Origin of the sequence: Methylobacterium sp. 092160098-2 (assembly GCF_028920805.1) — a bacterium.
Taxonomy (GTDB): Bacteria; Pseudomonadota; Alphaproteobacteria; order Rhizobiales; family Beijerinckiaceae; genus Methylobacterium; species Methylobacterium fujisawaense.
This window is the reverse complement of record NZ_JAQPZJ010000001.1, coordinates 3,066,418-3,093,024: the sequence shown is the minus strand read 5'-3', so window position 1 is coordinate 3,093,024 and position 26,607 is coordinate 3,066,418. Positions and strand designations below refer to the sequence as shown.

The following is a 26,607-nucleotide window of genomic DNA, read 5'->3' as shown; positions in this document are numbered from 1 at the left end:
TCCGATCCGAGGTGGATGCCACAGCGGCGCGAACGCGAATCAGGACGCCCGGATGACTGAACCTCTCGATCTCCTCGTGCTCGGCAACGCGATCGTCGACGTGATCGCACGGACGGACGATGCCTTCCTGGCGGCGCAGGGCGTCACCAAGGGTGCGATGCAGCTCATCGACGAGCCGCGGGCCGAGGCGCTGTTCGAGGCCATGGGCCCGGCCACGATCGTGTCGGGCGGCTCCGGCGCCAACACCGCGGTCGGCGCGGCCCTGCTCGGAGCCAAGACCGGCTTCGTCGGCAAGGTCCGGAACGACGAGCTCGGCGGCCTGTTCAGCCACGATCTCAAGGCGACCGGCGTCGACTTCAGCGTCCCTGCGGCGGCCGAGGGACCGGCCACCGCCCGATGCTTCGTGCTGGTGACGCCGGATGGCGAGCGCACGATGAACACCTATCTGGGCGCCTGCCAGGGACTCTCGCCCGACGATGTCGACAAGGCTCTCGTGCGTTCCGCCCGGGTCGTCTATCTCGAGGGCTACCTCTGGGATCCGCCGGCCGCCAAGGAGGCGTTCCGCAAGGCGTCCGACATCGCCCACCAGGCCGGCAACGCCGTTGCGCTGACCCTCTCGGATGCGTTCTGCGTCGGTCGCTACCGCGATGAATTCCTCGGTCTGATCCGCGACGGCACCATCGACATCCTCTTCGCCAACATCGGCGAGTTGCAGAGCCTCTTCCAGACCGACGATGCCGAGGCCGCGGTGGCGGCCCTGCGGGACGAGCGCAACGCCCGCGGCCGTCACCTGCTCGGCCTCGTGACGCGCTCGGCCGACGGTGCCCTGGTGGTGCAGGGTGGCGAGGTCCGCGCCGTCGAGGCGAGCCCGGTCCACGAGGTGGTCGACACGACGGGGGCGGGGGACCTCTTTGCGGCCGGCTTCCTGGCCGGCCACGCCCGCGGCCTCGACCACGTCACGAGCGCCCGCCTCGGCACGCTCGCGGCGGCCGAGGTCATCCAGCACATCGGCGCCCGCCCGCAGGCGGATCTGGTCGGCTTGGCCAAGGCGCGCGGGCTCCTCTGAGCCGGCGCGTCGGGCGCGCGGTCGGAGGGTTGCGTCCGCTCCGATTCCGCCCGCTCAGGCCGCGCGGACGGTCGCGAGGAAGCGCGTCACCTCGTCCCTGAGATGCCCGGACCGGAGCGACAGCTCCGAGGCTGCCGTGAGAACCTGATCGGCCGCCGCTCCGGTTCCCTTCGCCGCGTCGGCGACGCCCGTGATGGTGCTGGTGACGTCAGCCGCCCCCTGGGCGGCCTGGGAGACGTTGCGGACGATCTCCTGCGTCGCGGCGCCCTGCTGCTCCACGGCGCTGGCGATCCGCGTCGCCACGGCGCTGAGTTCCTGGACTCGGCCGCCGATGCGCCCGATCGCCGAGACGGCGTCGCCGGTGGAGGACTGGATCCGGGCGACGTGGCCGCCGATCTCGTCGGTCGCCCGCGCGGTCTGACCGGCCAGCGCCTTCACCTCTGCGGCCACGACGGCGAAGCCGCGGCCCGCCGCGCCGGCCCGCGCCGCCTCGATCGTGGCGTTCAGCGCCAGGAGATTCGTCTGTTCGGCGATGGTCGAGATCAGGGTCACGACATGACCGATCTGGACCGCCGCCCCGTTCAGATCCCGAACCAAGTGCGCGGTCGCCTCCGCGTCCGCGACCGCCGACTGGGTCAGCGCCGTCGAGCCCGCGACCTGGCGGCTGATCTCCTGGACGGAGACGCCGAGTTCCTCCGCCGCCGCCGCGACGTTGACGGTGCTGGCCGCGAGTTCGGCCGCGCTCGCCACCCGGCCGGAGCGATCGGCGGTGTCGGCGGCCGCCTCATTCATGGCCGAGGCCGTGTCCTGCAGCGCAGCGACGGCGGCCGAGACCGTGCCGATGATGCCGCCGACCGTGCCCTCGAAGGCGTCGGCGATCTGCTGCATGCCGCTCCGCCGCCGCGCCTCGGCCGCGGCGCGGGCCTGTGCCGCTTCGTGCTCGAGCGTGCGCGCGCGGATCAGGCCGTCCTTGAAGACCTGGACGGAGGCCGCCATGACCCCGACCTCGTCCGCTCGCTCGGAGCCGCCGACGGCCACGTCGAGGTTGTTGGCCGCGAGCCGACCCATGATCTCGGCCAGGGACCGGATCGGGCGGGCGACCCGCTGCCAGACCCACCAGACCGCCGCGCCGGTCATGATCGCTCCGATCACGGAGAGCGTGATGGTGACGGACCACGCCGTCCGGAACGCATCCTCGGAGCGCTGGACCGAGACGTTCGTGCCCTCGGCGGTGACCTGGGCGAGATCCGCCAGGGCATCGAAGGCGGCCACCAGAGGCGGGCGGGCGGGCGCGATGGCGTCGCGGGCCGCGTTCCGGTCGCCGCGCCTGAGCGGGGCGAGGATCGCCTCCTGGGCGGTGCGATAGACCTTCCACCGCCCCTCGAATGCGTCCCAGAGCGCGCGCTCCCGGGGCGTCGTCGCGCGCACGCGATAGCTCTGGAAGGCCTCGGGGATGGTCCGATCCATCTCGACGAACTCGGCATCGAGGTCCCGGTTCTCACCGTCGTCGACGGCGACCACCTTGCGGATCGTCGTCGTGTGGTACCGCAGCATCAGGAATCGAATCGTATGGAGATCGTTGTCCTTGCGCACCCAGACGTCGCGGGTCTCCACGGCGGCGGCATTGATGGCCTGTATCTGCATCAAGCCGATGGTCGAGCTTGCGATAAACAGCAAAAAGCCGATTATCGATGGCAGTATCAGCTTCGAAACGATACTTCTTCGAAAGCTCATCTCGGGCACCACAGAGGACGACACCGGCGCATCGTGGCACACGAAGATGAAGGACAGATTTTTCGCAACCTCTACTTCGGAAGTGATCTGCGCCGCAGATCAGCGCGGAACGCATGACGCGTCGCCCGCCAAGGCCGTGCCGCGGGTCGAGCGCCGATCCAGTCGAAGGCGGGCGGCCGCGGCCCGATCAGGGCCGCAGGAGAACCTTGCCTACGGCCGCACGGCGGGTCAGCAGGCCGAAGGCCTCCGGGAAGTCCGCCAGCGGGTAGACGCCGTGGACCTGCGCGGTGAGCTTGCCCTCGGCCACCCAGTCGAGGAGCCGACGCTGGTCGGCCCGATGCGCCTCCGGCTCGCGTTCGAGGAAGGCGCCCCAGTGGACGCCCTGCACGTCGAGTTCCTTCAGGAGCATCAGGTTCAACGGCAGCCGCGGGATCTCCCCGGCGGCGAAGCCGATGACGAGGAACCGGCCGCGCCAGCCGAGCGCCCGCAGGGCCGGCTCCGCGTAGGCATCGCCGACCGCATCGTAGACCACGTCGATCCCGCCCCCGGAGATCCGGCGCAACTCGTCCTTGAGCGTCGCGGGATCGTAGACGAGGCCGGCCTCGGCGCCGTGGGCGCGGGCGACGGCGAGCTTTTCCTCCGAGGAGGCGCAGGCGATCACCCGGGCGCCCATCAGCCGCCCCAGTTCCACGGCGGCGAGACCGACGCCCCCGGAGGCCCCGAGGACCGCCAGCCATTCGCCGGGCTGCAGGCGGGCACGGTTCGCCAGGGCATGGAGCGAGGTGCCGTAGGTGATGGTGAGCCCGGCCGCCTGCTCGTCCGGCACCGCGTCCGGCACCGGCGTGAGCCGGGCGGCGTCGAGGGCGATGAGTTCGGCGCAGCAACCGTGCCCGGCATGGACGATCACCCGGTCGCCCACGGCCACGCCCGAGGCCCCTGGCCCGAGCGCCTCGACCACGCCGACCCCCTCGCCGCCCGGCGAGAACGGCAGGGCCGGCTTCACTTGGTAGCGCCCAGCCACGATCAGCGTGTCGAAGAAGTTGAGCGCCGCGAGCCGCATCCGCACCAGGGCCTGCCCGGGACCCGGAACCGGATCGGAGCGCTCCACGATCTCCAGATGCTCCGGCCCGTCGAGCCTCGTGCACAGCAGCGCCCGCATTCCGTGTCTCCTCCCCGGCGTTTCTCCGCCGATGAGGCCCGAACCGGCCGTGCGGTCAAGCCGTCCCGATCATCTCGCGGATGCGGGCGCCCAGCACCTCCACCACGAACGGCTTGGTGATGACCTGCATCCCGGCATCGAGCTGGCCGTTGCCCAAGACGGCATTCTCCGCGTAGCCGGTGACGAACAGGACCTTGAGCCCCGGTCGCGTCACCCGGCCGGCCTCGGCCATCTGGCGCCCGTTCATGCCGCCCGGCAGACCGATATCGGACACGAGCAGGTCGATGCGCACGTCGGATTGCAGCACCCTGAGGCCGGCCGCGCTGTCGGCGGCCTCGATCGCCGTGTAGCCGAGATCCTCCAGCACCTCGGTGACCAGCATGCGCACGGTCGGCTCGTCGTCGACCACCAGCACGGTCTCGCCCGGCGCGGCCCGCGGCGGCGCGCCGACGGCGGTATGCGCATCCTCCTCCGCGACCGCGCCGCGATGGCGGGGCAGGTAGAGGCAGACCGTGGTGCCCTTGCCGACCTCGGAATGGATCCGCACCTGGCCGCCCGATTGCTGGGCGAAGCCGTAGATCATCGACAGGCCGAGGCCGGTGCCCTGCCCCAGCGGTTTGGTGGTGAAGAACGGCTCGAACACCTTGCCGACGATCTCGGGCGGCATGCCGATGCCGGTATCGGTGACGCAGAGCGAGAGGTACTGGCCGGGCGGCATGTCGTGACGCCGGGCGGCGCGCTCGTCGAGCCAGGCATTGGCGGTCTCGATCGTGATCCGGCCGCCCTCCGGCATGGCGTCACGGGCGTTGATGCACAGGTTGAGCAGGGCGTTCTCGAGCTGCGGCGGGTCGACCAGGGCCGGCCAGAGACCGGGCGCGCCCATGACCTCGACGATCACGGCGGGGCCGACCGTCCGCCGGATCAACTCTTCCATGCCGGCCACGAGCCGGTTCACGTCGGTGGGCTTCGGATCGAGGGTCTGCCGCCGCGAGAAGGCGAGCAGGCGATGGGTCAGGGCCGCGGCCCGCTTGGACGCTCCCTGCGCGGCATTGATGTAGCGGTCCACATCCATGACGCGACCCTGGCCGAGGCGGGTCTGGATCAGCTCCAGGGATCCGGAGATGCCGGCGAGCAGGTTGTTGAAGTCGTGGGCGATCCCGCCGGTGAGCTGGCCGACCGCCTCCATCTTCTGCGATTGCCGCAGGGCCTCTTCGGTGGCGGCCAGGGCGTCGGCGCGCTCGCGCTCCGCGGTGAAATCGCGGCCGACGGCGTTGATCACCCCCTCCCCCGGCCGGGCCGCCCAGCTGATCCAGCGGTATCCGCCGTCCCGGTGGCGGTAGCGGTTGTCGAAGCGCGCGAGGCTCGATCCCGTGGCGAGCTGCTGCGCGCCCTCGACGGTGCGGTCGAAATCGTCCGGATGGACGAAGGCGATGAGCTTGGTTCCGATCAGCTCGTCCGGCCGCCAGCCCAGCACCTCGGTCCAGGCCGGGTTCACCGCGGTGATCGTGCCGTCGAACAGGCAGCGCAGCATCATGTCGGACGAGAGCGTCCACAGGGCGTTGCGATCGGCGGTGCGTTCCTCGACCTGCTGGGCCAGGGTGGCGTTGAGGTCGCGCAGCTCCGCGAGGGCGGATTCCAGGCGGCCCTGGCTCTCCTTGAGGGCGGCGTCGGCGCGCACGCGGGCCGTGGTCTCGTTGGTGAGGATGAACAACCCCGTGACCCGCCCCGCGGCGTCGAGGACCCGCGAGTACGAGAAGGTCCACCACGTCTCCCGGGAGCCCCGGTCGGTGTCGAGCTGCCAGGGCAGATCGATGAAGCGCTCCGGGCTGCCTGCCATGGCCGCGTCGATGATCGGCTTGGCCTGATCCCAGGCATCGGCCCAGACCACGTCGAACCGCTCGCCCATGGCCCAGGCCAGACGGGGCCCGAGCAGCGGGAAGTAGGTGTCGTTGAAGAAGAAGTGGAGATCGGGCCCCCAGGCCAGGATCATCGATTCCGGCGAGTTGAGAACGAGCGAAAGGGCCGCGCGGAATTCCGCCGGCCAGGTCCCCGGGGGGCCGAGGGGATGGCCGGTCCAGTCGCGTGCGCGGATCATCCGCGCGGCCTCGCCGCCGCCGGATAGGAAGGAGAGGGGATCGATCACAAGTTCTGAGCGATACAGGTCATGGACTTACCGCGTATGACCGTCTTCGACGCCATCTCCAAGCCAGGGCGGCCCTGTGGATGCCTGTAGTCGGAGACCAGCCCGAGGTCACAGCCCGACGTCACAGCCCCGTCATTCCGGGACTGCGAAGCAGGATCCAGACCTCGACCGCGTGCCGGCATGGCTGGCGGCGGCTCTGGGTTCCGGGCTCGCCCGGGGGTGCCCGGGAATGAATGGGATTGCCGGACTGCAGGGCCTGGATCGCGGCGATCCGTTGACCTGATCTCTCCGCGCAGGCCTCCAACACAGCCCTCTGGACCGGCGACAGTCCGTGCGGCCGAAATACGTTGACCCGGGCACGGGCAAGAGCGTGGGCCAGGGCAGACGGCACAACCGGCGGCCGGCATTTCAGTCGACAGCGACGCAGCCCACGCCGGAGCCGAACGGCTGTTCGCGTTCGTCAGCGACCTTCTGCAGACGAGCCTGCCCGTCCCGGCGGGCATCCTGCATGTTGGAGCGACAGCGATACTCGGGTGCCTGACCGAGGGCGATCTCGCCGTGCCCGGAACGCGGGATCGAGCTGAACTGACGAATTCTCGTCCTCCACGGAGGCGCACCGAACAGCGCATCTCGGTGTCCAATGGACCGCCGGAGGCGGCTGCCTCGACCGGTTGCACCCTTTCGTCGAAACCCTGCGGGCCGGCCCGGTGCTGTGCGGCGCGACGACGCCCCCCAAGCGGGCGCACGCGACCAAGCCGATGGCGCTCTACCGGACGCGCGAGGACGACGCCATCGCCCCTGTCCTGAACCCGCGCCCACCGGATCGATGAGCGTCGTGCCGGCCCGCTCCGCTCCGGTCGCGAGGATGGACAGGTTCAGCCGCCATCCGCGCTAATGCGCCTCCTGCCAGTTCCCCGCCGCGTTGGCCTCCACCACCAGCGGCACCCGCAGCGTCAGGGCCGGCGCCGGGGCTTCCTCCATCACGCCGCGGATGATCGGGATCGCCCGCTCCACCTCGTCCTCGCCAGCCTCGAAGACCAGCTCGTCGTGGACCTGCAGGAGCATGCGCACCCCGAGCTTCTCGTCGGCCAAAGCCCCTTCCATCCGGGTCATGGCCCGGCGGATGATGTCGGCGGCCGAGCCCTGGATCGGCGCGTTGATCGCCTGCCGCTCGACGCTGGCGCGCTCGGACGGGTTGTTGGAGCGGATCTGCGGATAGTGGCACACCCGGCCGAACAGGGTGGTGACGTAGCCCTTGTCCCGGCAGCTCTTCTTGGTCGCATCGATGTAGTCGCGGATCCCGGGGAACTGCTCGAAATACTGCTTGATGAACGCGGAAGCCTCCTCGCGGCCGATGCCGAGCCGGTCGGCGAGCCCGAAGGCCGAGATGCCGTAGATGATGCCGAAATTAATGGTCTTCGCCCGGCGCCGCAGGTCGGGCGTCATGTCCTTGAGCGGCACGCCGAACATCGCCGAGGCGGTGGCCGCGTGGATGTCGATCCCGTCCGCGAACGCCTTCCGGAGTTCCGGGATATCGGCCATGTGGGCCAGGAGACGCAGCTCGATCTGAGAATAATCCGCCGAGATCAGCCGGTTGCCGGGCGCGGCCACGAAGGCGCGGCGGATGCGCCGGCCCTCCTCGGTGCGGATCGGGATGTTCTGCAGGTTCGGCTCGGAGGAGGACAGCCGACCCGTAGTGGTCGCCGCCAGCGAGAACGAGGTGTGGACCCGCGCGGTCTCGCGATCCGCATGGGTCTGGAGCGAGTCAGTATAGGTGGATTTCAGCTTCGAGAGCTGGCGCCACTCCAGGATCTTTTTGGGCAGTTCGTGCCCGGCCTGGGCCAGTTCTTCGAGGAGCGTGGCCGGTGTGGCCCATTGGCCGGAGGGCGTCTTCTTGGCGCCCGGCAGGCCCATCTTCCCGAACAGGATGTCGCCGATCTGCTTCGGCGAGCCCACCGAGAATTTCTCGCCGGCATCCTCCTGGATTTCCTCCTCCAGGCGCACGAGGATCTGCGAGAAATCCCCCGAGAGGCGGCTCAGCATGTCCCGGTCGACCCGGATGCCGCGCTGCTCCATCCGGGCGATGACCGGCAGGAGCGGGCGCTCCAGGGTCTCGTAGACCGCGACCCGGTGCTCGGCGACGAGGCGCGGCTTCATCATCCGCCACAGGCGGAGCGTCACGTCCGCATCCTCGGCCGCGTAGGCGGTGGCCTTGTCGATCGCGACCCGGTCGAAGCTCACCTTGTTGCGGCCGGTGCCGGCGACATCCGAGAACGTGATCGGCTGGTGGCCGAGATGGCGGCGGGCCAGCTCGTCCATGCCGTGGCCGCCCTTCCCGGCATCGAGAACGTAGGAGATCAGCATCGTGTCGTCGAAGGGCGCCACCTCGACGCCGTAGCGGGCGAGCACGACCCAATCGTATTTGAGGTTCTGGCCGACCTTCAGGACGCCGGGATTCTCCAGAAGCGGCTTCAGTCGGGCGACGGCATCCTTCAGGGGGATCTGGCCCGGGACCGGCTCGACCACGTCGGAGGGCGCGGCCCCTTCGCCGAACAGGTCGGTGGCGTCGGCCTGCACCTTGGCGGCCTGCACGTGCGCCAGCGGGATGTAGCAGGCCCGTCCCGTGGACACCGCCAGCGAGACGCCGACCAGGCCGGCCTTGTGGGCGTCGAGCGCGTCCGTCTCGGTGTCGACCGCGATCACACCGGCCTCCTCGGCCTCGGCGATCCAGGCGTCGAGCTGCTCCAGAGACGTGACGGTCTCGTAGGCGGCGGTGTCGAAGGGGGCCACGGCCTCCGCGGCCCGGGCCGCCACGACGTTGCCGGGCGTCGCCTCGACGGGGGCCCGGGGCTTGGCGGGCGCGTCCGGCAGGTCGAGATCCGCGAAGGGGTCCACCGCGCCGCCCTCGGGCGGTGCGGCGCCCGGCGGGCGCTCGGCCCCGGCCGCCGCGGTCTCGGGATCCGGCGGCACGGAATCGCCGAAGAATGGCACCGCGTCGCTGCCGCCGGCCCCGTTGCCGTAGCCGTGCGGCCGGGCGCCGGGCAGGAGCCGCGGATCGGGCTTCACCGCCTCGGGGTCGACGTGCAGCATCTGGGCGATGCGGCGCGTCAGGGTGTTGAACTCCATCGCCTTCAGGAAGCCGACGAGCTTCTCCGGGTCGGGCTTCGGCACGCCGAGTTCGTCGAGCGGCACCGGGACCGGCACATCCTCCATCAGCGCCACGAGTTTTCGAGACAGCTTAGCCTGATCGACGTTGGCGAGCAGGGTTTCCCGGCGCTTGGGTTGCTTGATCTCGCCCGCCCGCTCCAGCAGCGCCTCGAGGCTGCCGAACTCCTTGATCAGCGCCGCGGCGGTCTTCAAGCCGATGCCGGGGACGCCCGGTACGTTGTCGGAGGTGTCGCCGATCAGCGCCAGCGCGTCGCCGATCTGGTTGGGTTGAAGCCCCTCCCACTTGGCGATGATCGCCTCGACATCGAGGTTGCGCTCGGGCCGGTAGCCCGGCTTGCCCTTCGCACCGGATTCGAAATCGTAGAACCGCACCTGCGGTCCCACGAGCTGCATCAGATCCTTGTCGGAGGAGACGATGATGACGCCCGCGCCCCGTGCCTCGGCCTGGCGGGTATAGGTCGCGATGAGGTCGTCGGCCTCGTAGCGTTCCAGTTCCACCGCGTGCAGGCCGAAGGCCCGCACCGCGTCGCGCATCAGGGGCATCTGCCGCTTGAGGTCGTCGGGCGCGTCCGGGCGGTGGCCCTTGTAGTCTGGGAACATCTCCTTGCGGAACGAGCCTTCTGACTTGTCGAAGACGATGCCGAGATGCGTCGGCATCGTGCCGGCGGCGCCGTCCTGCAGGAACTGCGCGATCTTCGTGCAGAACAGCCGCACGGCGCCGGTGGGCAGCCCGTCGGAGGGGCGCGAATTGTACTTCTGGTCCTGATTGATCGACTGGAAATAGGCCCGGAAGATGAACGACGAGCCGTCGACCAGGATCACCTGATCGCCGGGGCCCACGGACTTAATTTCGGGCTTCGCGTCGGTCATGGGCTCAGGCGGCTCGGGGCGATCAGGAATCGGGCGCGCGGGCGAGTTCGGCGCGGCAGGCCGCGACGAGAACGGGCAACTCGTGGTGGACGGTGAGCCAGACGATGTCCAGCGTCACCCGGTGATAGCTGTGGCGATAGACGCTGCCCGCATCCGCGATCTGTCGCCACGGCACGTCCGCATACCGGTCCTTCGTCTCGGCGCTCAATCGGCGGCTCGCCTCCGAGACGATCTCAAGGCAACGCATGACTGCGAAGTGCGTGCGCTCGTCCGCCCCGAAAGTCTCGAGCGTGAACCCCGCCACAAAGTGAGCGGCACGCTCGGCGTTGGCGATGATGTCGGCGCAGGCGGTCCGCTCGCGCTCAGAAAGCGAAAACGGCATCGCGCTCTGCGTGCTTTCGGACCCGATCCTTGAGGGCCGCCCGGTCCGCCACGTCGACCCGGATCGGAAACAGATCATCGATGAAATGGCACAACCCGACATAGCCGAAGAGACCGCCGACGACGGGCGCATCGATGTCGATCAGCACGTCGAGGTCGCTATCGTCCCCGGCGTCCCCACGGGCGACCGAACCGAACAGCGCCGCATGCAGCACCCCGCGGCGGCGCAGTTCCGCTTCGTTCGTGCGGAGGATGTCGAGGGCGAGCTGCTTGTCCATGGCGGCGGGATCGGAGGGAATCGGCGGCCATCAGCATAGCAGAACCGCGGGGTTGGAGGATCAGGCCGCGAGCTCTTGCCCCAGAGCCTCCACCCGGCGCAGGTCGTCCACGAACGCCGCGTAGGCCTCTTCCTTCGCCTCGTCGGGCAGGCGCAGCAGGTAGGAGGGGTGGACCGTGATGAAGCCCTGGAAGCGGTTGTCGAACCGGTCGAACCGGAACGGGCCCCGCGCCCGGGTGATCGGGACGGCCTTGCCGGTCAGCGCCAGCACCGCGGTCGCGCCGAGGGCGACCACGAGCTTCGGAGCCACGAAGTCCAATTCCCGGTCCAGCCACCAGCGGTAATGGCTGACCTCGCCCGCCGTCGGCTTCTGGTGGATGCGGCGCTTACCGCGTTCCTCGAACTTGAAGTGCTTGACCGCATTCGTGAGGTAGCTCGCCCCACGGTCGATCCCGGCCTCCGCCATGGCGCGGGAGAGCAGTTGCCCCGCCGGTCCGACGAAGGGTCGGCCCTGCCGATCCTCCTGATCGCCGGGCTGCTCGCCCACGAAGGCGATCGTTGCGCCCACGGGCCCCTCGCCGAGCACGGCCTGGGTGGCGCCCGCGACCAGCGGCTCGGTCCGTCGGATGATCGCGTTCAGCTCCTCCAGGGTCTTCGGGTCCTGATCGGCCATGGCGGCGACGGCGCGGGCCGGGTCGCGGCGTGTGGGCATGGTCGGCTCCCTCTCGATCATCGCTTCGGTGCGCCCGGCCGCCGCGCGGACGAGGGCGGGGATGGCGGCCGTCTCGGGCATGTTGTGCCAGTACTTCTTGGGCATCTCGGCCCGCATGGCCTTCAGGTTGGTACGGGCCGGGTTGAACGTGCTCTCGTAGTAGGTCTGCCAGCCGGCCTCGAACCCGTCGCCCTCCGGCAGCTGCGCGCGGTCGCCCGGCGGTCCGAAGGTCAAGGCCTCCGTATCCCAATGCGCCGATCCGTCCGGCGTCAGGATCGACCAGCGCATCCCGCGGAAGCGATTGACGAAGAACGGCGCCGCGGCCTCGAGAATGTGGTGATCCGGCTCGAACCACGCGATGTAGCGCTCCCCACCCGGCCCCTCAGCCCGGCGGAAGCGCAGGAAGGCGTGCATCTTGTGGAGGTCGCGCCCGATCGCCTTGGCCAGACGGTGCAGGCGGTGGACCAGCGGATCGCTGCCGACCTCCATCAAATGCCGCTCGCCGTGGCAGACGCGCCAGATCAGCGCGTAGAGCAGCCCATAGCGTTCCGGATCGCGGTGCGGGATCACCTGCGGGATCAGAGCGGCGACGGGCTTCGGCAGGGCTAGCGGCGGGCTGAGGGCATGCGCCGCGCCGGTGCCGAACAGGCCGGGGGAGTCCGCCTCCGACCATGTCACCCCCTCGGGTGGGACACCCTCCGCGACGAGGCTCCGGACGGCGGTGCGGAAGCCGTCGAGATCGGCGCCCGGGCGCAGGAGCATGGCGCGCGGCGCGCCGGCATTCCCGTGTCCGCTCGCAGGGGAACGGAGCATCGCGTCTGCGACCTTTCTCAAAACAGGCTCAGTTGCGCCGCCGGCTCGACCAGTCGCGCCCGCAGGTCGAGCCTGTCGGTGAGCCCCACCGGACGATGATCGGCGGCGACGAGGAACGGCCGGGCCCGCTTCAAGCCCGAGGTCAGGCGGGCAACGTCGTCGAGGCGCAGGGTCGCGTGCCGGCGCGCCTTCACGATCTTGTCCACGGCCCGGGCGCCGAGCCCCGGCACCCGCAGAAGCCATTCCCGATCGGCCTTGTTCACGTCCACGGGGAACTTGTCCCGGTGCTTCAGCGCCCAGGCGAGCTTCGGGTCGATGTCGAGGGCGAGCATCCCGCCCTCCGAGGCGTCGGCCACCTCGTCGGGGGTGAATGCGTAATACCGCAGCAGCCAGTCGGCCTGGTACAGCCTGTGCTCGCGCTGGAGCGGTGGCGGCTTGGGCGGCAGGATCGCGGACCCGTCCGGGATCGGGCTGAACGCCGAGTAATAGACCCGCTTCAGGCCGACGCTGCCGTAGAGCAGCGCGCTCTTGCGGATCAGCGCCTCGTCGGTGGTGGCGTCCGCCCCGACGATCACCTGCGTCGAGTGGCCGGCCGGCGAGAAGCGGCGCTTCTCGGCCTTGGCCTGCACGATGCGCTCGCCGATCTGGGCCATTGCTCCCTGGATCGCGGCGCCGTCCTTCTCCGGGGCGAGGCGTTCCAGGCTCGCCTCGGTGGGCAGCTCGACGTTGATCGAGAGCCGGTCGGCGTAGAGACCGGCCTCCTCGATCAGCCAGGGGCTCGCCTCCGGGATCGACTTCAGGTGAATGTAGCCGGCAAAGCCGTGATCGCGCCGCAGCGACTTCGCCACCCGGGTCAGCAGCTCCATGGTGTGGTCCGGCGACTTGATGATGCCCGACGAGAGGAACAGGCCCTCGATGTAGTTGCGCCGGTAGAAGTTCAGGGTGAGGTTCACGACCTCCTCGACGGAGAACTTGGCCCGCGGCACGTTCGAGGAGCGCCGGTTGATGCAGTAGGCGCAATCGAACAGGCACCAGTTGGTCAGCAAGATCTTCAGCAGCGAGACGCAGCGCCCGTCCGGCGTATAGGCGTGGCAGATCCCCGCCCCGGTGGTCGACCCGAGCCCGTCCTTGCCGGCCGCGCGCTTCGGCGCGGCCGAGGAGGCGCAGGAGGCGTCGTACTTGGCGGCATCCGCGAGGATGCGCAGCTTCTTGGCCAGGGTCTCGTCCATCGAACAGACAATGAACAACCCGGCCAAAGGTGCAAGGCCGCCCCGCCTTTCACCCCGGGCCGCGATGCCGCACCCATCACACCATGTCGTCGGGCTCCAGATCGACCACCCGGCGGGCGAGGTCGTAGTCGAAGCCGGCCCGGGCCAGGGCGGCGAGGTCCCGGTCGCGGTGCGCCGCCCGCTGATCCGGGCGGCGATACGGCCCGAGGCGCCGCCGCTTGGCGTAGGCCCGCGCGGCCTGGTCCTCGATCGCCTCCGCCTCACCGTCCGGCAGGGCGTCGCGCTCCGCCAGCATGGCGGCCTCGACGACATCGCGCGGAACACCCTTGGCGGCGAGCTTGGCCGAGACGCCGCGGCTCGACGTGCCGCGGCGGCGCAGGGTGGCGAGGCGGGTGTCGGCGAAGCGCGCGTCGTCCACGAGGCCGGCCGACACCGCCCGCGCGACGGTCGCCGTCACGAGGTCGGTGAAGAGCGCGGGATCCTCGCCCCGGGCGCGGGCCCGCTTCTGGACGCGGCGCGCAAGGGTCCGGCGCAGCATCTCGGTCGAGGCGCTGTAGCGCTCCAGATAATGGAGCGCCGCCCGCTCCAGCCACGCCGGGCTCACGGGGCCGGGCGGCTCGATCTCGCGGTCGCGACCTTCTGGCGCGGATCCTGCAACGAATGGAGATTTCACCGGTTCTTCACGATCTCGACAGGTTTGCGTTCCATGACTCGGGCATGGAACGCGCGCAACGCGACAGGCTCGGCCATGGCCCGAACCACCGTTCTTCGTCAGGCGATCCGCAGGGTCGACGGAACCGTCGGCTGCCACGTGCGGCAGCTATCCTGATGCGGCGTGAATGGCTCCTGGTCCTCGTTGCCCTGGGGCTCGCTGCGGCCGCGGCCGCAATCGTCTATCTGTCGCGCCCGAATACCCTGACGGTGGCGGTCGGCCCGCAGGACGGCCCCGAGGCCGCGCTGATCGAAGCCTATGCCAGCGCCCTCGACCGGGCACGCGAGGATGTCCGGCTCAAGGTCGTGCGCTACGGCGACGTGCGCGACAGCGCCCTCGCGCTTCAGCGGAACAAGGCCGACCTCGCCGTGGTCCGGCCGGACGTGTTCCTGCCCGAGAACGGGTTGACCCTCGCGATCCTGCACGACGAGGCCCTGGTCATCGCGGCGCCGGAGGCGGCCGATATCGACGACATCCCCGCGCTCGCGCGCAAGCGGCTCGGCATCGTGGTCCGGCACAGCGCCGACCTGTCCTTCCTGACGAACCTGCTCTCCTTCTACGACCTCGTGCCGGACAATGCGGGCGCGGACGCGCCGGAGGCCAGCCCTGCCGCCGAGGCGGAGCCCGGTCATGTCACCGTGGTGCCGCTCAAGATCGGCGAGGTGACCGCCGCCCTCGCCGACAAACGCGTCGATGCGGTGGCGGTGATCGCGAGCCCCGCCTCCAAGCCCGCGGCTTCCGTGGTCCGTGCCGTCGAGCTGGGCTCGCCGGAGCGGAAGGTCGGCTTCGTCTCGATCCCGGACGGCGACGCGATCCTGCAGCGCTTCCCCGAATTGCAAGCGGTCACGATTCCGGCCGGCACCTTCGGCGGCCGGCCGAAGCGCCCCGACGAGGAGATCAAGACCGTCGGCGCCTCCTACCGCCTGATGGCGCGGGGCACGGTCAGCCGGGTCGCGGTCGCCTCGGCGACGCAGCACCTGTTCGAGTGGCGCTCGCGTCTGGCCTCGGCGGCGCCGGTGGCCAAGCTGATGAAGGCGCCGGACTTCGACACCACCGTGGCGGCGACCTCGGCGCGCCTGCCGAACCACCCCGGCGCCGTCGACTATTTCGAGCGCGAGCAGCAGACCTTCCTCGATCGCTACGAGGATTACATCTACCTGTTCGCCTTCTTCGGCGGCACGATCGGGTCCGGCATCGCCTGGATCGGCCAGCGCCTCGCCCGCAAGCGCCGGGAGCGCGTGGACTTCGTCCTCGACCGGCTCCTCGACATCATGCGCGAGGTGCGGGCGGCGACCAGCGCCGCCGAACTCGATGCGATCGCGATCGAGACCGACGGGCTGGTGGCGGACGTCGTCTGTTACGCCCGTGAACGCAGCATCGATGCGCGGACAGTCAGCGCGCTGATCCTGGCGGTGGACGGCGTCCATGCGGCGATCGCGGACGCGCGGCGGCAGGCGAGCGAGGCGGAGCCCCGGGCGGCGACCCGCACCCGCACGGCGCGGCTGCTCGCCCTCGACCTGCCGGCTGCGGAATAGCGGCGGGGCCGCGTGGCTGGCGGTGTCGGGATATCATGCTAACGGGAGCCATGTTCGATCCCGTCGCAGCCCTCAACACGGTTCTGGAGAACCTCGACCGCGAGGCCCGTGAGCCCACGAAGCTCCGGGCCGCGCTCGTGCCGCAACTGCGCCGGGTCATCGAAGAGGGCCACCGCGCCGCCGAGGCGCAGCTCCTCGAGGACCGCAACGGGCTGCGCTGCGCGCAGACCTTGTCGAACCTCACCGATGCGGTGGTCCGGGCGATTCACGATGCCGTGGTCTGGCGCCTCTATCCCAACGACAATCCGTCGACCGGTGAGCAGCTCGCGGTGGTCGCCACCGGCGGCTACGGCCGGGGCACGATGGCGCCGGGCTCGGACATCGATCTGCTGTTCCTGCTTCCCTACAAGCAGACGGCGTGGTCGGAGAGCGTCGTCGAGGGGATGCTCTACGTCCTGTGGGACCTGAAGCTGAAGGTCGGCCACGCCACCCGGTCGGTGGAGGAATGCCTGCGCGAGGCGCGGGCCGACATGACGATCCGCACCGCCCTCCTGGAAGCGCGATACCTGTTCGGCACCCGGATCCTCTACGAGGAGCTCGTGACCCGCTTCGACGCCGAGCTGGTGGTCGGATCCGCCGCCGAGTTCGTGGAGGCGAAGCTGCGCGAGCGCGACATGCGCGTCTCCAAGGCCGGCACCTCCCGATATCTCGTCGAGCCCAACGTCAAGGACGGCAAGGGCGGCCTGCGCGACCTGAACACCCTGTTCTGGATCGCCAAATACACCTACCGGGTCCGCGACCAGCTGGAACTCGTGAGCGCCGGGCTGTTCACCCCGGAGGAATACGCGCTGTTCGAGCGCTGCGACGAGTTTCTGTGGCGGGTGCGCTGCCACATGCACTTCGTGACGAAGCGCGCGGAGGAGCGCCTGTCCTTCGGCCTGCAGCCGCGGATCGCCGAGCGCTTCGGCTACGAGCCCCGGGGCGGCCTCTCCGGCGTCGAGCGCTTCATGAAGGCCTATTTCCGCATCGCCAAGGACGTGGGCGACCTCACCGCCATCGTCTGCGCGGAGCTGGAGGCGCGCCATGCCAAGCGCACCCCGGTGCTCGACCGCTGGATCGGCCGGTTCCGCGACCGGTTCCGGGCAACCGCCATGGAGGCGGAGGATTTCTGGATCGACCACGGCCGGGTGAACCTGCGTGCGGAGGACGCCTTCGAGCGCGACCCCGTGAACCTGATCCGGCTGTTCTGGCTCGCCGACCGGCACAACCTCGCGATCCATCCGGACGCCAAGCGGCTGGCCAACCGGTCCCTGCGCCTGGTGAACCCGTCGCTGCGCGTGGACCCCGAGGCGAATCGCCTGTTCGTCGAGATCCTCACCTCGCGGAACGCCCCGGAGGAGGCGCTGCGCGAGATGAACGAGGCGGGCGTGCTCGGCCGCTTCATCCCGGATTTCGGCCGCATCGTCGCGATGATGCAGTTCAACATGTACCACCACTTCACGGTGGACGAGCATCTGCTGCGCACGGTCGGCGTCCTGGCCGACATCGAATCGGGCCGGGTCCAGGAGACCTATCCGCTGGTCTCGCGCCTCGTGCATACGATCCACAACCGCATGGCGCTCTACGTGGCGATCCTGCTGCACGACATCGCCAAGGGCCGGCCTGAGGACCACTCGATCGCCGGCGCCGCCATCGCCGAGAAGCTCTGCCCGCGCTTCGGCCTGAACCAGGCCGAGACCGAGACCGTGCGCTGGCTCGTGGAACACCATCTGCTGATGTCCATGACGGCGCAGAGCCGCGACCTCTCGGACGCCAAGACGATCGAGCGGTTCGCCGCGAGCGTGCAGAGCCTGGAGCGGCTGAAACTCCTGACCATCCTGACGGTGGCCGACATCACCGCCGTCGGGCCGGGGGTCTGGACCGCCTGGAAGGGCACTTTGATCCGCACGCTGTACGACGAGACTGAAGTCTACCTGTCAGGCGGCCATTCCGAGATCGCCCGCACCGACCGGGTGCGCCTCGTGCAGATGGGCCTGCGCGAGCAGCTGCCGGGCTGGGCCTCGGAGGAGTTCGATGCCTACGCGGCGCGGCACAGCCAGGCCTACTGGCTGAAGGTCGACGGCACGCGCCAGCTGAAGAACGCGATCTTCCTGCGCGATGTGGTGCGCGACGGACGGACCAGCGCCACCGACGTGGCCCTCGATCCGGTTCGGGGCGTGACCGAGATCACCATCTACTCGCCGGATCATCCCCGCCTGCTCGCCATCGTCACCGGCGCCTGCGCGGCGGCGGGGAGCAACATCGTCGACGCGCAGATCTTCACCACCACGGACGGGTTTGCCCTCGACACGATCTTCATCTCCCGCGCCTTCGAGCGCGACGAGGACGAGCTGCGCCGGACCAAGCGCATCACGGCGGCGATCGAGCGCGCGCTGAAGGGCGAGATCCGCATCGCCGACCTCGTCGCCGACAAGCACCCGACGGCGAGCACCCGCGCCAAGACCTTCCCGGTGCCGCCGGACGTGATCATCGACAACGCGCTGTCGAGCCGGGAGACCGTCGTGGAGATCACCGGCCTCGACCGGCCGGGCCTGCTCTACGAGCTCACCACCGCCTTCAGCCGGCTGTCGCTCAACATCACGTCGGCGCATGTGGCGACCTTTGGCGAACGCGCCGTGGACGTCTTCTACGTCACCGACCTCACCGGCACCCGGGTGACGCAGCCCGACCGGCAGGCCGCAATCCGCAGCGCCGTGATGGACGTGTTCGCGCACGACGTCGCCACGCTGAAGGCCGAGGGTCTGGAGGCGCTGGTGGCGGCCCCGCCGCCGCGCGAGGCGTGAGCGGACGGGTTGATTTCGCGACCCCTTGGCCAGATATCAGCGCCGATTCCACGATCCCTCACCGATTCCCGCCCACGACTGAAACGTGATGACGAGCAACGACATGCCTCAGGATGACCAGCGCCAGACCACGGTCGAAGCCGGTGCCGGCGCGGCCCAGGATTCCGCGCCCGCGGGTCAGGGCGGCGAGTCGGCCTCCGTCGATCCCGTCGCGGAGGCCCTGGCTCTGCTGACCGCCGAGCGCGACGAGCTCAAGGACCGGACGCTGCGCACCCTCGCCGAGATGGAGAACCTGCGCCGCCGGACGGAGCGCGAAGTCGCCGACGCGCGCGCCTACGCGGTGACCAACTTCGCCCGGGACGTTCTCAACGTCGCCGACAACATCCGCCGCGCCCTCGACAGCGTGCCGGACGATGCGAAGTCCACGGCCGACGGCGCCCTGAAGGGTCTGATCGACGGGATCGAACTCACCGAGCGCGACCTCGCCAAGACCCTTGAGCGCCACGGCGTGAAGATCGTCGAGCCCCAGGGCCAGAAGTTCGACCCGAACCGCCATCAGGCCATGTTCGAGGTGCCGAACGCGGAGGTTCCGGCCGGTACCGTCGTGCAGGTCGTGCAGGCGGGCTACGTCATCGGTGATCGCGTCCTGCGCCCGGCCCTGGTGGGCGTCGCCAAGGGCGGCCCGAAGGCGGCGGCCAGCCCGGCGGACGCCGCCTGACCGACACTGCCGCTCGTCCCCGCGGCGCGGCCTATTGGCAGGGCAGCGCCGCGGAGAAATCCGAGATGAATCGCGCCGCCTCTCGGGTGTGAGCGGGCGCGCGCGGATCCCGGGCGACCGCACCGGCCTCGACCGTGAGGCGCCGGTTGCACGTGCAGCTCGTAAGCGTGCCCGACATCGGATCGGCCGAGCAGATGTCGTGACGGGCGCAGGCACGGTCCAGCGCGTCGATCGGCCGGAATCCGGGACCCCGGTTACCCGGCCCGCAGAAGTTTCCGTAGATCAGGATGGCACCGCGCCCGGTGGGTCCGGGCGGGATGATCTCCTGGGCCCGTACCGTTACGGCGCAGGCCGCGAGCCCGAAGGCGAGCAACGCTGTCGTGAGGGTGGTCGGTTTGGGGATGCTCACGGCCGATCCTGTCGGAGAAGACCCTTGATCCCGCACGGCAACGCCCGCGCGACATTCGGAATCGCCGCCCTGCACCGGCCATGACCTCGTTCGCGCGGCCGACGGATTCGCGAAGCCGAACGTCGCGTATGGCGTCCCAGCCCACGGAAAGCGTCAAGATCTCCGACAGCGAATATTTGTTAGAATCTATAATTCACGCCGGCCCTGACCAAGGCGAAACCAGATTCCTGTTTGCCGGCACCATAATATGCCGGAACGCTGGCGTTGTAGTACGTAGCAGCGGACGATCCGCGACCGAGATGGAGGTAGAGGGCCTCCACCTTGGCGGAGAGCTTCTCGGTGAAGGCGTATTCGATGCCGCCGCCGGCCGCATAGCCGGTCCGATCGGTCGCCGGCAGGGTGTAGGGATAGGATCCCGCATAGGTCGAGCGCGTGCCGCCGCCATACGCGAAGCCGCCGGTCCCGTAGATGAGGACGCGGTCGATGGCGTAGCCGAGCCGGCCGCGGACCGTCCCGAAATAGTCGAGGCTCGGCCGAACGCTGTAGTACGGCGTGGTGCCGAGATAGGCTGCATCCGCCTTGGCGAAGGCGGTGCCCTGGAGATCGGTCTCGAAGCCGACCACGAAGCCGGAGCCGGGCGTGAACTGATAATTGTAGCCGATCTGGCCGCCACCGGCGAAGCCGCCGCCCCGGCCGCCGCCCGTGACCGCGCCGTAGGTCGGATCGGTGAAGCCGCTGCTTCCGGTGCGGAAGGCGTATCCCGCATTCACGCCGGCGTAGAAGCCGGTCCAGGTGAAGACCGGCAGCGACGGCGGCAGCGGTGGGGGCGGCGCACGGCGCGGCAGATCGGCCGCCTGAGCGGCGAACGCGAAGCAGCAGGCCGCGGCTCCCGTAAGGGCTGCGTGGATCTTGAGCGTCATGGACATCTCGTCGTGGAAGGCGGCGGAGCCGCAGGATCACAGGGTCAAGAGGAGCAGGCCGACGACGGTCACCGCCAGAATCAGGCAGAGTGCGAGATCGAGGATGGCTGCTCCGCCGCAGGTCGGCGCCGGATGCGCGGTGCGAAGGCTGGACAGGGTGGTCATGACCGGTCCTCCCGGTATCCGGGCGTCTGCATCGCGGTCCTCATGGTCCGGAGGGCGCGTTTGGGCACGCCGAGAGCGGCAGGTGCCGCCGCCCCGCCTGAGGGGATGACGGGAGCGGCGGCCTGCGGCGCCTTCGGTGCAGCGGCGCGGTGGACCGTTTCCGCGACAGCCACACCGAGGACGGGCAGCGTGAGCGCGGCGGCGACGCAGACGATGCGCCGGAGCCGCGGAAGGGGGTCGTTCTGCCGCGGGCGGAACCCGGAGGCCGGAGGCAGGGTGAGGGGCGGTAGCGTCTCCAGGACCAGTCGGCGTGTCGGAACGGTCATGGTCCTGTGCTCCTCCTTTGACGTGGGAAATTTGACCACGCCGTCGATGTACGTGTGCAAAAATCCCACGTCAATTCGAAATCAGCGGATCGAGGTGCGCCGCCGCACGCAGTGGGATTGTATCCCACGGCACGAACCGCCACCATGCGATCATGTCTGAAACTGCCGATACTCCGCGGGACGGCGCGAGCCTGCACGCGCCGCTGGCGCGGCTGCTGCGCCCCCTCGTGCGCCTGCTGGTGGCCCGTGGAATCACCTTCCCTGCGCTGACCGACCTGTTGCGCGAGCTCTACGTGAACGTCGCCGAGTACGATTTCGCCCTCACCGGCAAGGAGCAGACCGACAGCCGCGTCTCGCTGCTCACCGGCATCCACCGCAAGGAGGTGCGGCGCCTGCGCGGGGCCGGCGCCCCGGTGAGTGCCGTGCCGGCGGTCGTCTCGCGCACCAGCCGGATCATCGCCCGTTGGATCGCCGATCCGGCCTTCACCGACCCGCAGGGTCATCCCCTGCCGCTGCCGCGGACCGCCGACGGCAACGCCCCCTCCTTCGAGACCCTGGTCTCGGGCGTGACCCGCGATCTGCGGCCACGGGCAGTCCTGGACGAGTGGCTCGACCGGGGCCTCGCCTTCACGGATCCACAGGACCGGATCGTTCTCGCCGAGGCGGCCTACGTACCGCGGGGCGACGGCGCCGAGGGGCCGCAGCTCTACTATTTCGGCCGCAACCTGCACGACCACATCGCGGCCGCCGTCGCCAACATCGTCGGCGACGCGCCGCGCTTCCTGGAGCGGGCGGTCCATTACGACGGCCTGTCCAAGGACCTCGCGATCAAGCTCGAAGCGCGCGCCCGCGAGATCGCCATGGAGGCGCTGCAGCAGGCCAACCGGGAAGCGCACGCCGCCTGCCAGACCGATCCCGGCGGCACGCATCGGTGGAATTTCGGTCTCTACGTCTACACGGAAGCGGCGCCCTCAGCGCACCCCAAGGACGAGCGGTGAGAGGCCGGCCGGTGCGCGCCTTGCCCAACCGCCGGTTCGTCCTGCGCCTGCTCGCGGGCGCCGCGACCTTTCTGCCGGGCCCCGTCCGGCCGCAGGAGGCGCCGCGCGACCAGGGCATCGGCGGCACCGGCATGATGCGGACCGACGAGCCCCGCAACGGGCCCCTCGGCGAGGGCGACCGCGGGATCGGCGGCACCGGCGTGATCGGCACGATCCGCCGCTTCGGCTCGATCATCGTCAACGACCTGCGCATCGCCTATCCGCCGGACGTCGAGGTGCGCATCGACGGCACGGCGGCGAAGTCGGCCGACCTTAAGATCGGGCAGGTGGTCCACGTGATGGCCCGGCCGGAGGGCGCCGGGCTCGCCACGGGGCGGATCGACGTGACCAGCGAGGTGGTCGGGCCGGTGGAATCGGTCGCGCCGGGGCGGTTGGTGGTCCTCGGCCAGCGGGTCTCGACGGCGGGTCTCACCGGCGCCTGGAAGCCGGGGGCGCGGGTCGCGGTGAGCGGGCTGCGGCGGCCCGACGGCGTGATCGTGGCGAGCCTGATCGAGGCGCGGGATTCCGGGCCCGACCGCGTCGCCGGGCCGGTGCAGCGGATCGCGGGCGGCCTCGGGATCGGCGGCCTGCGCATTGCGGGGGCCGACACACTCCCGACGGGCCGTCGCGCTCTGGTGACGGGCACGGCGGCGAACGGCGTCCTCACCGTGACCAACGCCGCGCAGGTCGGCCTGCCATTCCCGCCGGGGCTGAAGCAGGTCTCAATCGAGGCCTATATCGGCCGGTCCGGCAGCGGCTTCGATGTCGGCGCGGGCTATGCCGTTGCGGGGCGCCCGGGCGCGCGCGTTCCCCGCGCCGGAAGCGTGAAGGCGGTGCTGACCGCAGCCATCGCGCGGGACGGCGACCTGACGGTGGAGCGGCTGCGGATCGAGAACCGCATCGCGCCCGAGCCGCAACAGCCGGATGCCCCGCGGTTCGAGCGGGAACGCGACCGGCTCGACCTGCGCAATCTCCCCGATGAGCTGCCCGGTCGCTTCGGAGCCGAGCCCGGCGGCCGGCAGGGCGGCATCGGCGGCCCTGGCGGCATCGGCGAGCCGCGCGGCCCCGCGATCGACACCCGGCCGGGGGGCACGGTCGTCCCCGGGGCGGAGGGTCCCGGCGGATTCGGGGCGCCCCGCGGCGGATTCGGCGGCGCACCGCCGGCCGCTCCGGGGGCGTTCCCCGGCGGCCCCGGGGGATTCGGCGGTCCCCCCGGGGGTCCAGGTCCGGGCCCCGGTGGAGGCGGCTTTGGCGGCGGGTTCGGCGGCCCGGGGGGCGGCCGGCGCTAGGCCGACCATCGTCTTCGCGCGCGATGCCGGGCTTCAGCCCTCCGCCTCCCGGTCGAGCAGCGCGCGCTTGCGCGCGACGCCCCAGCGATAGCCCGACAGGGCGCCGTCCGAGCGCACGACCCGGTGGCAGGGGATGGCGACCGCCACCGGATTCGCCCCGCAGGCCTGCGCGACCGCGCGCATCGCCGTCGGCAGACCGATCGCCCGGGCGATCTCCGCGTAGGTCGCCGTGGACCCGACCGGGATCTTCCGCAGCGCTGCCCAGACCCGCTGCTGGAAGGCCGTGCCGCGGATGTCGAGCGGCAGGTCGAGGCCGCTGCCCGGCGCCTCCACGAGACCGATGACCTGCGCCATCCAGCTCTCGAAGGCCGGGTCGCCGCCCTCGATCTCCGCGGCGGGAAAGCGGCTCTGAAGATCGTGCAGGAGCGGCTCGGGCGCGTCGCCGAGGAGGATGGCGCAGACGCCCGCCTCCGTGGCGGCGACGAGGATCGCGCCGAGCGTGCAGGCGCCGATGCCGAACCGGATGCGCAGACCGGCGCCCCCCGTCCGATAGGCCGCCGGCGCCATGCCGAGGCGTGGCGCGCCCCCCGCATAGAAGCGGCTCGCCGCACCGTAGCCGGCTTCGTACAGCGTCTCCGTCACCGAGGCGGCGCCGGGCAGCCGCCGGGCCACCACGGCGGCGCGGTGGGCGGCGGCATAGGCCTTGGGCGTCACGCCGGTGGCAGCCTTGAACACCCGGTGGAAGTGGTAGGCGCTCAGGCCGGCGGTACGGGCGAGTTCGGCGAGCGACGGCATCGTCTCGGCCGACTCGATCAGGCGGCAGGCGCGGACGACCGCCTCGGCCCGGCGCGCGGCGAGGCCGGGCTCGTCGGGGCGGCAGCGCCGGCACGGGCGGAAACCGGCAGCCTCGGCCTCCGCGCAGGTTCGATGGAAGCTGACATTCTCGGGCCGCGCTGCCCGCGCGGCACAGCTCGGGCGGCAATACACACCCGTGGTGCGGACCGCGTACACGAAGGTGCCGTCGGCCCGCGCGTCGCGGGCGGCGAGGGCCGCCCAGCGCTCGGCGTCGCGGAGGTCTGACCTTGGACCGTGGTTCATGGCGGCGGCACTATGCGGCTTGGCGTGGGCGTTGGGGAGGGGCATGAGGGGGCCTACCGGGCGGTGGAGGACGCGCGCAGCACTCTGTCCGTCCGCCGCCGTGCCGGCATCCCGCTCCTTGCTGCCGAATCCGCTGTCCCGGGCGGCCGTTCGAGCGGGGGGCCATTTCACGAGTGCGCCATGGCTCCGAGCACGCCCGACCACATCCATGTCGGCCAGGATGGATGGCTGTTCCTGAAGACCGGGCGCAACGACGTGCTGGGCCAGTACGAGCGGCCGGAGGAGACCACGGAGCTGATCTGGCAGTGGCGCAGCCTCGTGACGATGCGGGAGCGGCGCCTGCGCGCCCAGGGAATCCTGTACCGCCACGTCGTCGCCCCGGAGAAGCTGATGATCTACGATCACCGGCTCGACGGGCTGACCATCCGGCCGAGCGCCTCGCCGGCCTATCGGCTCCTGCACAACGAGCCCCCGCCGGGTCGCTTCCGCGGGCCCTTCGGCCTCTATGCGGCCTGGCGCCGACGGACGCGCTGGCGCCAGACCTGCATCGATCTGGTGACGCCGATGCGGGCGCAGCGCGATACGGCCGATCTCTACTGCCGGACCGACACCCACTGGTCCGCAGACGGCTGCTATCTCGCCTACGCGGAGATCTGCCGGGCTTTGGGCGCCGAGCCCCGGCCGGATCTGCGGGAGCGGCCGTCCTTCGAGAACGACCACGACGGCGATCTGGGCAGCGCCTTCGACCCGCCCCGGCGGGCGCGCTCACGCACCGTCCTGATGCAGCAGGACGCGGTCCGGACCTATGGCAGCCCGATCGTCGAAGCCCGGGAGAAGGCCGGCCTGCTGCACACGCTGCATGTCGGCGCGCACGTGATCTACGGGAACGCCAAGGCCACCGATCCGCGCCGGCTGGCGCTGTTCGGCGATTCTTTCTCGCACGTCATGCCGTACATGCTGACGATCATGCTGGCCGAGACGTTCCGCGAGGTGCACTTCATCTGGAGCACCTCCCTGGACTGGCCGTATATCGAGCGCGTCCGGCCCGACATCGTGCTGACCGAGGTGGCCGAGCGCTTCATGGTCCAGCTGCCCGACGACACCTTCTCGGTGGAGCGCTACGCGCAGGACCGCTTCGGAGCGGAACTGGCAGCCGCAGGCGCCTGAGCGGCGCCCGCGGCTTGGCCCCGCTCAGGCCTGCAGCTTGGCCACCAGCGCGTCCGACAGGGCGAAGTTGACGTAGACGTGCTGGACGTCGTCCTGATCCTCGATCACCTCGACGAGGCGGATGAGCTTCTCGCCGGTCTCGTCGTCGACGTCGATCGTGTTCTGCGCCTTCCAGATCAGCCCGGTGCGGCTCGGCTCGCCGAAGCGCGCCTCGAGGGCCTTGGTGACCTCGCCGTAGGAATCCTGGGCGCAGACGACCTCGTGGCCGTCCTCGCCGGAGCTGACGTCGTCGGCGCCGGCCTCGATGGCGGCCTCCAGCATCGTGTCGGCATCGGCCACGGAAGCCGGGTAGGCGATCACGCCGACGCGGTCGAACATGAAGGCGACGGCGCCGGTCTCGGCGAGGCTGCCGCCGGACTTGGTGAAGGCCGAGCGGACGTCCGAGGCGGTGCGGTTGCGGTTGTCGGTCTGCGCCTCGACGATCAGGGCGGCGCCGCCGGGCCCGTAGCCCTCGTAGCGGATATCCTCGTAGTTCTCGCCGTCAGCACCGGCGGCCTTCTTGATGGCGCGCTCGATATTGTCCTTGGGCATGTTCTCGGCGCGGGCCGCCAGGATCGCGGCGCGCAGGCGCGGGTTCATCGCCGGGTCGGGCGTGCCGAGCTTGGCCGCCACGGTGATCTCGCGGGCGAGCTTGCCGAACACCTTCGAGCGGACTGCGTCCACCCGGCCCTTCCGGTGCATGATGTTCTTGAACTGCGAATGGCCTGCCATGACGGTTCAGACTTTTGTTCGTTGGCGAGGGCGGGCGTCCGGGACCCCGCCGTCGCGGCTGTGAG

23 protein-coding genes are annotated in these 26,607 nt (G+C 70.5%); 8 read left to right on the top strand and 15 right to left on the bottom strand.

Going from position 1 to position 26,607, the window contains the following annotated elements:
* Window positions 1-52: 52 nt before the first annotated feature.
* On the top strand, window positions 53-1,066 hold the full coding sequence (locus PQI07_RS14515; protein ID WP_043758868.1) for an adenosine kinase: 1,014 nt from the start codon (window positions 53-55) through the stop codon (window positions 1,064-1,066).
* A gap of 54 nt (window positions 1,067-1,120) precedes the next feature.
* On the opposite strand, the gene PQI07_RS14510 is transcribed toward PQI07_RS14515, so the two are convergent.
* The 3 genes from PQI07_RS14510 to PQI07_RS14500 all read right to left on the bottom strand — a co-directional run bounded on the left by PQI07_RS14510 (window position 1,121) and on the right by PQI07_RS14500 (window position 6,102).
* Window positions 1,121-2,800 carry a methyl-accepting chemotaxis protein gene (locus tag PQI07_RS14510; RefSeq protein ID WP_274927725.1) on the bottom strand — a complete coding sequence of 560 codons (1,680 nt, stop codon included), beginning with the start codon at window positions 2,798-2,800 and terminating at the stop codon, window positions 1,121-1,123.
* Between the two features lie 187 nt (window positions 2,801-2,987).
* Window positions 2,988-3,959: an NADPH:quinone oxidoreductase family protein gene (locus PQI07_RS14505; RefSeq protein ID WP_274926846.1), complete on the bottom strand. Its 972-nt coding sequence runs from the start codon at window positions 3,957-3,959 to the stop codon at window positions 2,988-2,990.
* Window positions 3,960-4,014: 55 nt separating this feature from the next.
* On the bottom strand, window positions 4,015-6,102 hold the full coding sequence (locus PQI07_RS14500) for a hybrid sensor histidine kinase/response regulator (protein ID WP_075380744.1): 2,088 nt from the start codon (window positions 6,100-6,102) through the stop codon (window positions 4,015-4,017).
* A 671-nt stretch (window positions 6,103-6,773) separates the two neighbouring features.
* Between PQI07_RS14500 and PQI07_RS14495 the strand changes: the two genes are divergently transcribed.
* Entirely contained in the window at window positions 6,774-6,932 is a 159-nt protein-coding gene (locus PQI07_RS14495) for a hypothetical protein (RefSeq protein WP_158713272.1), read from the top strand.
* A gap of 61 nt (window positions 6,933-6,993) precedes the next feature.
* Here the strand turns inward: PQI07_RS14495 and polA are convergent, their stop codons facing one another.
* From polA to PQI07_RS14465, 6 genes are all read right to left on the bottom strand, one after another.
* Window positions 6,994-10,140 (bottom strand): DNA polymerase I, encoded by a 3,147-nt coding sequence (gene polA, locus PQI07_RS14490; protein ID WP_274926845.1) that lies wholly within the window; start codon window positions 10,138-10,140, stop codon window positions 6,994-6,996.
* Window positions 10,141-10,162: 22 nt separating this feature from the next.
* Complete coding sequence (locus tag PQI07_RS14485; protein WP_274926844.1) at window positions 10,163-10,522, bottom strand: HepT-like ribonuclease domain-containing protein; 360 nt, start codon at window positions 10,520-10,522, stop codon at window positions 10,163-10,165.
* A complete protein-coding gene (locus PQI07_RS14480; RefSeq protein WP_043356924.1) occupies window positions 10,503-10,799 on the bottom strand; it encodes a nucleotidyltransferase family protein in 297 nt (98 codons plus the stop codon). Before PQI07_RS14480 ends, PQI07_RS14485 begins: the two co-directional genes overlap by 20 nt.
* Window positions 10,800-10,859: 60 nt before the next feature.
* Window positions 10,860-12,323: a UdgX family uracil-DNA binding protein gene (locus PQI07_RS14475; protein ID WP_075380746.1), complete on the bottom strand. Its 1,464-nt coding sequence runs from the start codon at window positions 12,321-12,323 to the stop codon at window positions 10,860-10,862.
* Between the two features lie 17 nt (window positions 12,324-12,340).
* A complete protein-coding gene (locus tag PQI07_RS14470; protein ID WP_274926843.1) occupies window positions 12,341-13,552 on the bottom strand; it encodes a putative DNA modification/repair radical SAM protein in 1,212 nt (403 codons plus the stop codon).
* A gap of 76 nt (window positions 13,553-13,628) precedes the next feature.
* Entirely contained in the window at window positions 13,629-14,156 is a 528-nt protein-coding gene (locus tag PQI07_RS14465; RefSeq protein ID WP_274926842.1) for a regulatory protein RecX, read from the bottom strand.
* A gap of 224 nt (window positions 14,157-14,380) precedes the next feature.
* Here PQI07_RS14465 and PQI07_RS14460 point away from each other — a divergent pair, with 224 nt between their 5' ends.
* From PQI07_RS14460 to grpE, 3 genes are all read left to right on the top strand, one after another.
* Entirely contained in the window at window positions 14,381-15,799 is a 1,419-nt protein-coding gene (locus PQI07_RS14460; RefSeq protein WP_043349228.1) for a TAXI family TRAP transporter solute-binding subunit, read from the top strand.
* Window positions 15,800-15,849: 50 nt separating this feature from the next.
* Window positions 15,850-18,642, top strand: coding sequence for a [protein-PII] uridylyltransferase (locus tag PQI07_RS14455; protein ID WP_043349231.1), 2,793 nt, complete (start codon window positions 15,850-15,852; stop codon window positions 18,640-18,642).
* A 103-nt stretch (window positions 18,643-18,745) separates the two neighbouring features.
* The gene (gene grpE, locus PQI07_RS14450; RefSeq protein ID WP_043381244.1) at window positions 18,746-19,360 is read left to right on the top strand and encodes a nucleotide exchange factor GrpE; all 615 of its coding nucleotides are present in this window, start codon (window positions 18,746-18,748) and stop codon (window positions 19,358-19,360) included.
* Window positions 19,361-19,391: 31 nt separating this feature from the next.
* On the opposite strand, the gene PQI07_RS14445 is transcribed toward grpE, so the two are convergent.
* The 4 genes from PQI07_RS14445 to PQI07_RS14430 all read right to left on the bottom strand — a co-directional run bounded on the left by PQI07_RS14445 (window position 19,392) and on the right by PQI07_RS14430 (window position 21,180).
* Window positions 19,392-19,769: a phospholipase A2 family protein gene (locus PQI07_RS14445; protein WP_274926841.1), complete on the bottom strand. Its 378-nt coding sequence runs from the start codon at window positions 19,767-19,769 to the stop codon at window positions 19,392-19,394.
* Between the two features lie 179 nt (window positions 19,770-19,948).
* The gene (locus PQI07_RS14440; RefSeq protein WP_043381071.1) at window positions 19,949-20,689 is read right to left on the bottom strand and encodes an outer membrane protein; all 741 of its coding nucleotides are present in this window, start codon (window positions 20,687-20,689) and stop codon (window positions 19,949-19,951) included.
* Window positions 20,690-20,725: 36 nt separating this feature from the next.
* A complete protein-coding gene (locus tag PQI07_RS14435) occupies window positions 20,726-20,854 on the bottom strand; it encodes a hypothetical protein (protein ID WP_257787384.1) in 129 nt (42 codons plus the stop codon).
* Window positions 20,851-21,180, bottom strand: a complete 330-nt coding sequence (locus PQI07_RS14430) for a hypothetical protein (protein ID WP_043758875.1) — start codon at window positions 21,178-21,180, stop codon at window positions 20,851-20,853. The genes PQI07_RS14435 and PQI07_RS14430 overlap by 4 nt, the downstream gene beginning before the upstream one ends.
* Before the next feature lie 152 nt (window positions 21,181-21,332).
* On the opposite strand from PQI07_RS14430, the gene PQI07_RS14425 reads away from it, so the two are divergent.
* Entirely contained in the window at window positions 21,333-22,178 is an 846-nt protein-coding gene (locus PQI07_RS14425; RefSeq protein ID WP_274926840.1) for a DUF6502 family protein, read from the top strand.
* Between the two features lie 11 nt (window positions 22,179-22,189).
* Window positions 22,190-23,506 carry a DUF5666 domain-containing protein gene (locus PQI07_RS14420; protein ID WP_274926839.1) on the top strand — a complete coding sequence of 439 codons (1,317 nt, stop codon included), beginning with the start codon at window positions 22,190-22,192 and terminating at the stop codon, window positions 23,504-23,506.
* Between the two features lie 33 nt (window positions 23,507-23,539).
* On the opposite strand, the gene ada is transcribed toward PQI07_RS14420, so the two are convergent.
* Window positions 23,540-24,604 carry a bifunctional DNA-binding transcriptional regulator/O6-methylguanine-DNA methyltransferase Ada gene (ada, locus tag PQI07_RS14415; RefSeq protein WP_274927724.1) on the bottom strand — a complete coding sequence of 355 codons (1,065 nt, stop codon included), beginning with the start codon at window positions 24,602-24,604 and terminating at the stop codon, window positions 23,540-23,542.
* Between the two features lie 180 nt (window positions 24,605-24,784).
* Here ada and PQI07_RS14410 point away from each other — a divergent pair, with 180 nt between their 5' ends.
* The gene (locus PQI07_RS14410) at window positions 24,785-25,771 is read left to right on the top strand and encodes an alginate O-acetyltransferase AlgX-related protein (RefSeq protein WP_274926838.1); all 987 of its coding nucleotides are present in this window, start codon (window positions 24,785-24,787) and stop codon (window positions 25,769-25,771) included.
* Between the two features lie 24 nt (window positions 25,772-25,795).
* Here the strand turns inward: PQI07_RS14410 and PQI07_RS14405 are convergent, their stop codons facing one another.
* A complete protein-coding gene (locus PQI07_RS14405; RefSeq protein ID WP_043349263.1) occupies window positions 25,796-26,542 on the bottom strand; it encodes a YebC/PmpR family DNA-binding transcriptional regulator in 747 nt (248 codons plus the stop codon).
* Between the last annotated feature and the right edge of the window lie 65 nt (window positions 26,543-26,607).

Bases quoted from the DNA above. Each gene is read 5' to 3' on its own strand.
- PQI07_RS14515 (WP_043758868.1), top strand. From the start codon at position 53: ATGACTGAACCTCTCGATCTCCTCGTGCTCGGCAACGCGATCGTCGAC.
- PQI07_RS14510 (WP_274927725.1), bottom strand. From the start codon at position 2,800: ATGAGCTTTCGAAGAAGTATCGTTTCGAAGCTGATACTGCCATCGATA.
- PQI07_RS14505 (WP_274926846.1), bottom strand. From the start codon at position 3,959: ATGCGGGCGCTGCTGTGCACGAGGCTCGACGGGCCGGAGCATCTGGAG.
- polA (WP_274926845.1), bottom strand. From the start codon at position 10,140: ATGACCGACGCGAAGCCCGAAATTAAGTCCGTGGGCCCCGGCGATCAG.
- PQI07_RS14485 (WP_274926844.1), bottom strand. From the start codon at position 10,522: ATGCCGTTTTCGCTTTCTGAGCGCGAGCGGACCGCCTGCGCCGACATC.
- PQI07_RS14480 (WP_043356924.1), bottom strand. From the start codon at position 10,799: ATGGACAAGCAGCTCGCCCTCGACATCCTCCGCACGAACGAAGCGGAA.
- PQI07_RS14475 (WP_075380746.1), bottom strand. From the start codon at position 12,323: ATGCTCCGTTCCCCTGCGAGCGGACACGGGAATGCCGGCGCGCCGCGC.
- PQI07_RS14470 (WP_274926843.1), bottom strand. From the start codon at position 13,552: ATGGACGAGACCCTGGCCAAGAAGCTGCGCATCCTCGCGGATGCCGCC.
- PQI07_RS14460 (WP_043349228.1), top strand. From the start codon at position 14,381: ATGCGGCGTGAATGGCTCCTGGTCCTCGTTGCCCTGGGGCTCGCTGCG.
- PQI07_RS14455 (WP_043349231.1), top strand. From the start codon at position 15,850: ATGTTCGATCCCGTCGCAGCCCTCAACACGGTTCTGGAGAACCTCGAC.
- grpE (WP_043381244.1), top strand. From the start codon at position 18,746: ATGCCTCAGGATGACCAGCGCCAGACCACGGTCGAAGCCGGTGCCGGC.
- PQI07_RS14440 (WP_043381071.1), bottom strand. From the start codon at position 20,689: ATGACGCTCAAGATCCACGCAGCCCTTACGGGAGCCGCGGCCTGCTGC.
- PQI07_RS14435 (WP_257787384.1), bottom strand. From the start codon at position 20,854: ATGACCACCCTGTCCAGCCTTCGCACCGCGCATCCGGCGCCGACCTGC.
- PQI07_RS14430 (WP_043758875.1), bottom strand. From the start codon at position 21,180: ATGACCGTTCCGACACGCCGACTGGTCCTGGAGACGCTACCGCCCCTC.
- PQI07_RS14425 (WP_274926840.1), top strand. From the start codon at position 21,333: ATGTCTGAAACTGCCGATACTCCGCGGGACGGCGCGAGCCTGCACGCG.
- ada (WP_274927724.1), bottom strand. From the start codon at position 24,604: ATGAACCACGGTCCAAGGTCAGACCTCCGCGACGCCGAGCGCTGGGCG.
- PQI07_RS14410 (WP_274926838.1), top strand. From the start codon at position 24,785: ATGGCTCCGAGCACGCCCGACCACATCCATGTCGGCCAGGATGGATGG.
- PQI07_RS14405 (WP_043349263.1), bottom strand. From the start codon at position 26,542: ATGGCAGGCCATTCGCAGTTCAAGAACATCATGCACCGGAAGGGCCGG.